The organism is Streptomyces sp. NPDC028419 (genome assembly GCF_055565515.1).
Genome location: NZ_JBVHUE010000040.1, coordinates 66,170 through 75,674, shown reverse-complemented (window position 1 = coordinate 75,674; position 9,505 = coordinate 66,170). Strand labels below are relative to the sequence as shown.

Genomic DNA, 9,505 nt, shown 5'->3' with positions numbered 1-9,505 from the left:
GCCCGCCTACTGGACGTAATCGGGCGTTCCGACAACGCCGCGAGGTGCGGTACCAGGCGTCGCGAGCCAGGAGGGACTTTCGAAACACGCCCTAGGCGTACCCCGTCGCGAGGGACGGCACTCAGGCCCCCGCAGTCGTGTCGGCGTCGGCGGCGGCGGGCAGGGCCCAGCCGCGCATCGTGAAGACGCCCTCGTCCACGGCGCCGGCCGAGCGGTACGTCGCGAGCGCCGCCTCGTTGTCGGTGTCCACGCCCACCCACATCCCGTAACAGCCGCGCGCCCGGGCCTCGTCCGCGAGCGCGCGGGTCAGCGCCTGTCCGATCCCGCGGCGCCGGTGGCCCTCGTCCACGCTCAGCTCGTACAGGCACATCTCGGTGCCCTTGTCGGGGTGGCTCATCTCGACGCCGGAGACCATGCCCGCCGGCACGCCGTCCACGTAGGCGATGAGCATCAGGTGCCCGGCCGCGGCGAGGAACCGGGCGGCCCAGTCCTCGCGCGCGGGGCCGTCGAAGAGGCCCTCGGCGGCGACGAGTTCGGCAACGCTGCGAGCCCGGCGAATGTCCATGCGGCCCAGGCTAGCGCCACGTCGGGACGGTTCGGGGCACGGTTCAGGCCGCGGGGCCCGCCTGTACGGCCAGTGCGGCCGCGTAGCCGCGGGGGGCCGGAAGGTCGGTCAGGGTCCAGCCCGCGACCGCGGCGGGGGCGGGGGCGGAGCCGACGTACGGGTCGACGAGGCCCAGGGCGAGACCCGTGCCGGTGGCCTTGAGGTAGGCCTCCTTGCGGCACCAGATCCGGGACAGGGCCAGCGGCCGTCCCGACTCGGGCAGGGCCTTCAGCTCGGCGGTCTCGTCGGGGTGCAGGGTGTGCAGTACGTCGCTCACGGCCTCGGCGCTCGGTATCGCCTCCACGTCGACCCCGAGCGGAACCCGGGAGAAGGCGAAGTAGGCCAGGTCCCCGCTGTGCGAGAGCGAGAAGTGGATCGCGCCGCCGGCCACGGCGGGGCGGCCGTGCGGGCCACCGCAGCAGGGGCAGACCTCGCGGACGAGCGAGACCCGCTCGGGGGCCAGGCCCAGATAGCCGCCGAGCAGGACCCGCAGCCCGATGTGCGAGGCCAGGTAGCGGCGCCGGTCGGCCTGCTGGCGGCGGCGGCCGGCCTGGTCGCGCTCGGCCGCGTCCAGCAGGGACAGTGCCTCGGTGACGCGGTGGCCGCCCACCACGTCCAGCGTGGTGTCCAGGGCCCACAGGGACACGGCGCTGCCCTGGGGCAGCGCGCCGATCCGCGGGGCGCCGCCGCCGAGTTGGTTCACGTACTCGATCACCTGAACGAGGGTAGTCGAGGCCGGGGGCGCGCAACCAGGGCGGTCCGGTCCCGTGCTCCGGCGCACGTCAGCGCGTTGCCGTGGCGCCGGCCATCGTCGCCGTGGGCGGGACCGCGCCGGGCGTCACCGAACCGTTGGTCCAGGCGTAGACCTTCTGCCCGCGCACCACGACGTGGTAGCGGCCCCGGCACTCCGGGCTCGCCTTGCTCCCCGCGTCCTTCGGCCACCACTTGGCCGCGAGCTTGGGACCGCCGGGCTGCGCCGGGGCGTCCGCGCAGGGGGATCCGCCCATCGGGGTCCGGCCGAGGGTGAAGCGGATCAGCTTCGCGTCGCCCGTCGTGTGGGCCTTCACCTTGACCCGCTTGGCGTCCTGCGGGATCCAGTCGGGCAGGACGAAGGCGGGGTCGCCCTGCTTCGGCGCGTCCGCCGCGGTGGCGAACGTCTTCTCCGCGTTGTTGAAGAGACGGGCGTTGACCATGTCGGTCACCGGGTTCGGCGGAAGGTTCGGCAGCGCGACGGCGGCGACGGCGATGACTCCCACGGTGGCGAGGGCGATGACGAAGGGACGCTTCATGTCTTCCAGTGTTGCCGCCGGAATCCCCCGGCGGGTCCGCCCTGCGGACGAACCTCCATGACCCGCAGGTCTGATACGGATATCCGCCCCCGCCCGCCTCTCCCTTTGGACAGAGGAGCCGATCCACCGTGAGGTGTACGCGGGAGACCCCTACGACCTCGGATAATCGGGGATATGTCTTTTATGGGGCGCGCCATGGCCCGCGCCGCGGCCGAAGCGGTCGGCGGCGGCCTCCTCATTCTCGCGGCGTACGAGGTGCTCAACCGGATCGGTGGCGCCCTGGGGCTGAACGCGAAGCTCGCGCTGACCCTCGTCGCCCTCGCGGTCTTCGTCGCGCGCCGCCGCTTCCCCGAAGCCGCGCTGGTCCTCATGGGCGCCCTGCTCGGCGCGATGACCGCCCTCGCCCCGCTGGCGGCGGTGACCGCGTACACGGTGACCCGGCGGTTGGCGGGGACCGGGCGGCGGGCCGCCGCCCTGCTCGCCGCCAGCGCGGTGACCGTCCCGACGGCGGGCCTGGCCGTCTACCGGCAGACCGGCGGCACCTGGGACTACGGGCTGACCATCGGCGCGATCCTGGCCGCCGTCGCCGTCCTCGTACCGGGGCTGGTCGGTGCCTCCGCCGGCCAACAGCAGCGGCTGCTCGTCGCGCTGCGGGAGCGGACCGCCGCCGCCGAGGAGGCCCGGCGGCTCGCGGACAGCGAATCGCGCATCCACGAACGGTCGCGCATCGCCGCCGAGATGCACGACCTGGTCGGACACCGGCTCAGCCTGATCGCCCTGCACACCGGCGGCCTGGAGATGGCGCTGCGCGGCCAGCCCCAGGACCTGCGGGACAGCGCCGCGCTGATCCGGCAGGCGACGAGGGACGCCCTGCGGGAGCTGCGCGAGGTGCTCGGGGTGCTCGGGCCGCTGGGCCGGGACACCGGTACGGACGCCCTGACCGACGCCACCGGCACCCGGGCCGACATCGAGGCGCTGGTCGCGGAGTCCCGGGCGGGCGGGGTCGCCGTGGACTTCTCCTGGACCGGTCCGGACACCGACCGGCTGGAGGCGCGGGTCCGCCGGGCCGTGCACCGGGTGGTGCGCGAGGCCCTGACGAACGTCCACCGGTACGCGGTGGGGGCCGCCGTGGAGGTGGCCGTCGCGCACACGGCGGAGCTCATCGAGGTGAGCGTGGTCAACGGCGCCCGCGCCGCGGCCCCCGATCCGCGGGCCGCACCCGTCGGGTCCGGGCGCGGGCTGTCGGGGCTGCGCGAACGGGTCTCCCTGCTCGGCGGCATGCTCTCCGCCGGGCCCTGGGGCGTCGGCTTCGCGGTCGTCGCCAGGATCCCGGTGGGGCCCGGCCGCGGCGCCCCGGCCGACGGCGCGGGGGGCCGTACGCGGGAGGGGGCGGGGAGCGCGGACGCGGGGGGTGCGGGCGAGGGGAGTGCGTACGCGTACAAGGGGGTACGGGCCGGCGCCGGGCCCGGGAGCGCGGGGGAACCCGCCGCCGGCGACGGCTTCGCCGGGCGGATCGCGGCGGCGGCCGGGCGGCTGCGCCGGGCCCCCCTCCTGGTGCCCCTCGCCCAGGCCGCGTCCGCGCTGCTGGGCCTCGCCGGGATCGTGGCCGTCCTCGCGGCCGGCTTCCAACTGGCGGCGCACGCGCAGCCCTCCCGCTACGTGGCGCCCAAGCCGCCGCGGATCGGCATGGACCGGGGCGAGGCGCGGTACGCGGGCGTCGTGGACTTCGGCCTCGCCCGCGCCGCGGCGGCGGGACACGAACCGCCCCGGCCCGCGGGCGCCACCGAGTGCGTCTTCCCGTACGTCGGCGACCGCGACACGGACGACGCCGACACCCTGCGGCTCGTCCGCTACTGCTTCCGCGACGGCATCCTGACCACGATCGACCGATTCGAGGTGCCAATGGCGCCGAGGAGTTCACGATGAACCGGATGAACCGACAGCCCACTCCTGACCAGGCCCCTGACCACGCTCCTGACCGCGCCGCCGTGCGGGTGCTGCTCGCCGACGACGAGCAGATGATCCGGGCCGGGGTGCGGATGATCCTGCGGCACGCGGGGGGCATCGAGGTCGTCGCCGAGGCGGCCGACGGCGCCGCCGCCGTCGAACTCGCCGCCCTGCACCGCCCGGACGTGGTGCTCATCGACATCCGGATGCCCGTCCTCGACGGCCTCGCGGCGATCGCCCCGCTGACCGCCCTGGAGCCCCGGCCCCAGGTGGTCATGCTCACCACCTTCGGCGACGACGACAACGTCCTGCGCGCGCTGGCCGCCGGAGCCACCGGCTTCCTGCTCAAGGACGAGGGCCCCGACGAGCTGATCAGCGCCGTACGGTCGGCGGCCGCCGGTGACGCCGTGCTCTCGCCCGGGGTCACCGGAACCGTCATCCGGCGCATGCTGGAGGGCGGCGGCGCCGTGCAACCCGCGCGCGGTCCCGCACCGGGAGCCCCCGACGCCCGGATCGCGGCGCTGACCGAGCGCGAGCGCGAGGTGCTGGGCCTGCTCGGTGCCGGGCTGGCCAACGCGGCGGTCGCGGGGCGGCTCGGGATCGGCGTCGGCACGGTCAAGACGCACGTCGGCTCGATCCTGGAGAAGACGGGCTGCACGAGCCGGGTGCAAGCCGCGCTGCTGGCCCACCAGGTGGGCCTCGGCGGCCCGGCGGACCCGGCGCCCGGGGCCTGACGCCCGACGCGCCCGATCCGGCCGGGCTACGTCAGGCAGAGCACGGCCAGTGCCGGCAGCCGCCGGGTGATCTCCTCCTCGTCGTCGAAGTCGACGTCCCACTCCGGGTCGAGTTCGGGATAGCTGATCGTGAGCGAACCGTCCGGCAACTCTCCCCCGGTCGCCGCGCGGTAGGCCTGCCAGACGATGTCCAGGGTGTCCTCGCACTCCAGGCCCTCCGCCACGGCCGCGGCGACCGCGGGCAGGGTCGCGAGCGAGTCGGGATCGGCCAGCGCCCGCTCGAACGCCGCCCGGCCGCGGGTGATCAGCCAGCCGCGAAAGTAGTCGAAGCCGTCGTCCGAACAGCCGCCGTTGATCAGGTGGGCGGCGGCCCACAAGGGGCTCCGGTACGACTGCGCGAGCAGGTCCCACAGGACCTGCTGCGCCCGCGCGATGTCCGCCGGATCCAGCTCCGCGAGCAGCGCGGACGCCTGCCCCGCGACCTCCCGCGCGGCCGGATCGGCGCCGGTCCGCGCGTCGGCGCCCGCCCGGGTCCGGGCCTCTTCGATCAACTGCCAGAAGCGCTCTTCGTCCATGGGGCGATGGTGGCAGCGGGGTCTGACAACGGCGGCCGACCACGGTGGCCGGTCGGTGGGACGGGGGAGATCAGGCTCGGGCTTCGACGGGGTCGGGTGCCGGGGCCGATGTCGGTGGGGGCGCCGGCTCGGGTGCGGGTTCGGGCACCGGGTCGGGGGAGGACCGCAGGTGCGGGAAGCGTTCGATGTTGGCGATGCGGCGCGCCCAGGCCAACGCCGCCGCGTCACCGACGGGGTTGGGTTGCGGGGCGAGCCCGGCCGGTCCGCCGGCCGCGACGGTTTCGCCCCACCGTGCGAAGTGCTCGGCCTCGTCCTCGTCGAGCAACTCGAACAGCGGCCGGCCGAAGTCCGTCGCCGTTCCGGGAGCCGGCCCGGTGGTCAAGGAACGCTGGAACGCCGCGACCAGGAAGGCCAGTTCGCCGCTCTCGTCGTCGAGCCACTCCGGCAGCCGCCGGACGTCCAGCCGCCGCAGGTCCGGGCGGCGTGCGTACGGGCTCACCCATCCCGGGCTCCGTAAGTCCCGGCTCCGTAAGTCCCGGCTCCGTAAGTCCCGGCTCGGTGAGTCCGAGCCGCGTAAGTCCGAGCCCGGTAAGCCCGAGCCGCGTAAGCCCGAGCCGCGTAAGTCCGAGCCGCGTAAGTCCGAGCCCGGTAAGCACGGGGCGTGCCGCAGCAGGATCCGGGCGACCCGGGCGTCGGGGGCCAGCCCGTCCTGCCAGTCGGCCAGTTCGCCGAGCAGCGCGGCGTGTTCGCGCTCCAGCCGCAGCACCAGCGCGACGGCGGCGGTCAGGCGCCGCCGGTCGCGCTCGCCGTCCGGCGCGTGCTCGGTGAGGGCGAGGTAGTCGACCAGGACCGTACGGGCCCGCGGCTCGTCCCCGGGGTCGTCCGTGCCCAGCAGCAGCGCGTCGGCGCCGAGGGCGCTCATCGCGTAGTGCGCGCCCACCACCTCGGGCAGGAACGGCCCGGGCAGCCGGGCGAGCGCCAGGTGGAATGCGGCGTGCAGCAGGGTCAGGGGGCGCGCCTGGGAGCGCCGGAGGAACTCCGGGGCGCCGGGAGCGGGCAGTCGTACGCCGAGTTCCGCGAGGGCCGGGCCGCGCCGTCGGGCGCGGCCGGGCAGGAGGAGGGGGGCCCGCTGGCGCAGGACGAGGCGCCGGGTGGCACGGCCCCGCCCGACCAGGTCCGTCAGGAGCGGCTCCAAGGCGTCCCGCACCGCGCGGACCCGGTCGGCGATCGCGTCCGCACCCGTGCCCTCGGGCCCCGGGCCGGGGGCTCCGGTGGGCGCGGACAGGAACGCGTCCAGGATCCGGCGCGCGACGAGCGCCGTCGTCGCGCGCCGAGCCCCGCGGGGGCCGGCCGGGCCCTCCTCGACGGGGCCCTCCTCGTCCGGGGGCTGCGCATCGCCGCGGTCCTCGTCGTCGAGCAACCACCGGAACACGGCGGCGGGTCCGGTGGCGAGAACCGCGGAGGCTCCCTCGCCGGCGTCCGTGTGAGCGTCCATCGGGCCTCAGTCCTCCGTGGCGGTCGGTGCGGCCGCCGTCATCAGTGCGTTGACCTCGGGGTAGGGGAGGGCCTCCGCGCCGAAGCCGAAGGTGCCCCGCGTACGGATCTCCTCGGCGGCGCGGACCACCGCGCCGAGCGCCGCCCGCGACAGCGCGGAGCCGACGCTGATCCGGCGCACGCCGAGTTCCCCGAGGTCCGCCACGGACAGCGCGAGCGCGGGCGAGCCCATCAGGACGTTGACCGGGCGGTCGACGGCGGCGCACACCGCGCGCACGGACTCGGCGTCCGGGAGCCCGGGCGCGTACAGCACGTCGGCGCCGGCGGCCTCGTACGCCCGCAGGCGTCGGATGGTGTCGGGGAGGTCCGGCCGGCCCTGGAAGAAGTTCTCGGCGCGGGCGGTCACGGTGAAGGGGAAGTCGAGCGCGCGGGCGGCGGCGACGGCCGCGGCGACCCGCTCCACCGCCTCGTCCAGCGGCCGCACGGGATCCTCGGCGCGGCCGGTCGAGTCCTCGATCGAGCCGCCGACCAGCCCGGCCGCGGCGGCGAGCCGCATGGTCTCGGCGACCTCGTCCGGCGTCTCGCCGAAGCCGCTCTCCAGGTCCGCGGTGACGGGCAGGTGCGTCGCGGAGACGATGACCGCGGCGTTCGCCAGGACGTCGTGCCGGGTGACCCGGTTGCCGCCGTCGGGCAGGCCGAGCCCGTAGGCCAGTCCCGCGCCGGTGGTGGCGAGCGCGGCGAAGCCGAGTCCGCTGAGCAGGCGGGCGGTGCCGGCGTCCCAGGGGTTGGGGACGACGAAGGGGCGCGGCTCCTCGTGGAGCCGGCGGAAGGCGAGGGCGCGGGCGAGCTGGTCCGCGGGGTCGAGCTGGTTCACGGCGGGGTTTCCTTCGGGGTGGAGGGGGTACCGGTCGTGTGTCGACGTCAGCCCTTCGGCGCCGCCGGGCGGGCGGGGCGCCGCCGGGACACGGCGACGCCGCTCAGGCAGACGGCGCCGCCGAGCAGGGTCAGCCAGCCCGGCACCTCGTCCAGGGCGAGCCAGGAGATGAGGATCACCACGGCCGGCACCGCGTAGGTCGTCGCGCCCATCTTTCCGGCGGTGGTCCGCGACAGCGCGTAGGCCCAGGTGGTGAAGGCGAGCGCGGTCGGGAAGAGGCCCAGGTAGACGACGTTGAGGGTGGCCGACGCGGGGGCCCGCGAGAGGTCGGAGATCAGCTGCCCGCTGAACGGAAGGCAGAGGACCGTGCCGATGACACAGCCGAACGTCGTCACCTGGAGCGGGGTCGCGTGGCGCAGCGCGGGCTTCTGGAGCACCACCCCGGACGCGTACGCCACGGCGGCCAGCAGGCACAGCAGCAGGCCCAGGACCGACGACGACCCGCTCCCGGAGGTCGAGAAGCCGACGATGACCGCGCCCACGAAGGACACGGCCATGCCGGCCAGCAGCAGCGGCGGGAACCCCTCCTTGAGGAACCAGCCGCCCAGCAGCGCGATCAGCACCGGGCCGATGTTGACGACCATGGCCGCGGTCCCGGCGTCCACCAACTGCTCGCCCCAGTTCAGGACGACCATGTAGACGCCGAACCAGAGCAGCCCGGATCCCAGGATCCCGGGCCATGCCTGCCGCGGCGGCACCCCGCCGCGCTGCACCACCAGGAGGAGCGCCAACACCACGGACCCCGTCAGCAGTCGCCCGAGTGCGAGGGCGCCGGGGGTGAAGTGCTCGGCGGACGCACGGATGGACACGAACGCGGAAGCCCAGAGCAGCACGGTGACGGCCGCGGCGAGCAGCGCGCGCCGGTCCGTCCCGGGGCGTTCGGAGGTGGACGAGGTGGTCATCCCCGCAATCTAGGTATACGACGGATCCCCGAACAAGATCGGCACCCGTGCCGTGTCACAACGGCCCGGACGCATCGTGCGATACCGCACCTCCACCCGCGACTCCGCCCGCGCCCGTCCCCGGATCCGTACCCGGATCCGTACCCGCCGGCGCCCACCGCTCCCGGATGATCCGGCGGCACCGGCGGGCGCGCTCGGACACCGCGCCCTCCAGCGGGGCGAGTTCGTCCAGGTAGCGGAGCAGGTCGACGACCGGCTCGTGGCACCGCGCACCGTCGAGGAAGGTGACGGTCGCCTCCACCAGGTCGTCGTCGTCCGCGCGGTCCTCGTGCGGTGCCAGGAGCAGGGCCCGCAACAGTGCGAACAGCCGGCCGATCTCCGCCGCGAAGGGTCCGGACAGCGGAGCGGAGAGCACGTCGGCCCACTGCCGCGCACAGGCCGCGAACCCCGACTCCAGGGTGTCCAGCAGCACCCTCTCCAATTGGTACGCCGGCTCGGCGGGTTCCGCGGCGAGGGCCCGCTCCAGATCCTCGCGCGCCCCCGCCAGGTCGCCCGCCTGTCGCCGCGTGACGCCCCGCAGGACCCTCGCCCAGATGGCGGTGGGGTCGAAGGTCAGCGAGCTGGTGAAGTCGGCGACGGCCGGACCGTAACGGCCGCACTGGCGGTGGAGGTCGCCGCGGGCGCCCAGCACCCAGGCTTGGGTGGGGTCGAGCGCGAGGGAGGCGGCGAAGTCGGCCAGGGCCTCGTCGTAGCGGCCGAGTTGGCCGTACGTCTCCCCGCGCGAGCCCAGCACCCAGGAGTCGCCGGGGTCGAGCGCGATCACGGCGTCGAAGTCGACGAGGGCCCGTTCGTGGCGGCCGGCCTGGCGGTGGGCCTCGCCGCGCTGGCCGAACGCCCACAGGAGGGTGGGATCCTGCGCGAGCGCGGTGTCGAAGTCGGTGACGGCCAGGTCGTATCGGCCGGCCAGGCGGTGGGCCAGGCCGCGCTGGGCGGCGGCCCAGGTGTAGGCGGGGTCGAGGGTCAGCG

The 9,505-nt window shown here is 75.4% G+C and carries 10 protein-coding genes; 2 read left to right on the top strand and 8 right to left on the bottom strand.

Features of this window, described 5'->3' with window-relative positions; translation table 11 throughout:
• Positions 1 to 121 precede the first annotated feature (121 nt).
• The 3 genes from ACZ4UB_RS34140 to ACZ4UB_RS34130 all read right to left on the bottom strand — a co-directional run bounded on the left by ACZ4UB_RS34140 (position 122) and on the right by ACZ4UB_RS34130 (position 1,893).
• Positions 122 to 565: a GNAT family N-acetyltransferase gene (locus ACZ4UB_RS34140; RefSeq protein WP_468076324.1), complete on the bottom strand. Its 444-nt coding sequence runs from the start codon at positions 563 to 565 to the stop codon at positions 122 to 124.
• Positions 566 to 608: 43 nt separating this feature from the next.
• Positions 609 to 1,319, bottom strand: coding sequence for a 4'-phosphopantetheinyl transferase family protein (locus tag ACZ4UB_RS34135; protein WP_468076322.1), 711 nt, complete (start codon positions 1,317 to 1,319; stop codon positions 609 to 611).
• Between the two features lie 67 nt (positions 1,320 to 1,386).
• A complete protein-coding gene (locus tag ACZ4UB_RS34130; RefSeq protein ID WP_468076320.1) occupies positions 1,387 to 1,893 on the bottom strand; it encodes a hypothetical protein in 507 nt (168 codons plus the stop codon).
• A gap of 195 nt (positions 1,894 to 2,088) precedes the next feature.
• On the opposite strand from ACZ4UB_RS34130, the gene ACZ4UB_RS34125 reads away from it, so the two are divergent.
• Positions 2,089 to 3,819, top strand: a complete 1,731-nt coding sequence (locus ACZ4UB_RS34125; protein WP_468076318.1) for a sensor histidine kinase — start codon at positions 2,089 to 2,091, stop codon at positions 3,817 to 3,819.
• A 5-nt stretch (positions 3,820 to 3,824) separates the two neighbouring features.
• Complete coding sequence (locus ACZ4UB_RS34120; RefSeq protein ID WP_468076330.1) at positions 3,825 to 4,574, top strand: response regulator; 750 nt, start codon at positions 3,825 to 3,827, stop codon at positions 4,572 to 4,574.
• 26 nt (positions 4,575 to 4,600) lie between these two features.
• On the opposite strand, the gene ACZ4UB_RS34115 is transcribed toward ACZ4UB_RS34120, so the two are convergent.
• The 5 genes from ACZ4UB_RS34115 to ACZ4UB_RS34095 form a co-directional block, all read right to left on the bottom strand.
• Positions 4,601 to 5,149, bottom strand: coding sequence for a DUF4240 domain-containing protein (locus ACZ4UB_RS34115; protein ID WP_468076316.1), 549 nt, complete (start codon positions 5,147 to 5,149; stop codon positions 4,601 to 4,603).
• A 70-nt stretch (positions 5,150 to 5,219) separates the two neighbouring features.
• On the bottom strand, positions 5,220 to 6,644 hold the full coding sequence (locus tag ACZ4UB_RS34110; RefSeq protein WP_468076314.1) for a hypothetical protein: 1,425 nt from the start codon (positions 6,642 to 6,644) through the stop codon (positions 5,220 to 5,222).
• A 6-nt stretch (positions 6,645 to 6,650) separates the two neighbouring features.
• Entirely contained in the window at positions 6,651 to 7,517 is an 867-nt protein-coding gene (locus tag ACZ4UB_RS34105; protein ID WP_468076312.1) for an isocitrate lyase/PEP mutase family protein, read from the bottom strand.
• Between the two features lie 47 nt (positions 7,518 to 7,564).
• The gene (locus ACZ4UB_RS34100; protein WP_468076310.1) at positions 7,565 to 8,479 is read right to left on the bottom strand and encodes a DMT family transporter; all 915 of its coding nucleotides are present in this window, start codon (positions 8,477 to 8,479) and stop codon (positions 7,565 to 7,567) included.
• Positions 8,480 to 8,534: 55 nt separating this feature from the next.
• A partial coding sequence (locus ACZ4UB_RS34095) for a tetratricopeptide repeat protein (protein WP_468076308.1) occupies positions 8,535 to 9,505 on the bottom strand: 971 nt, incomplete at its 5' end.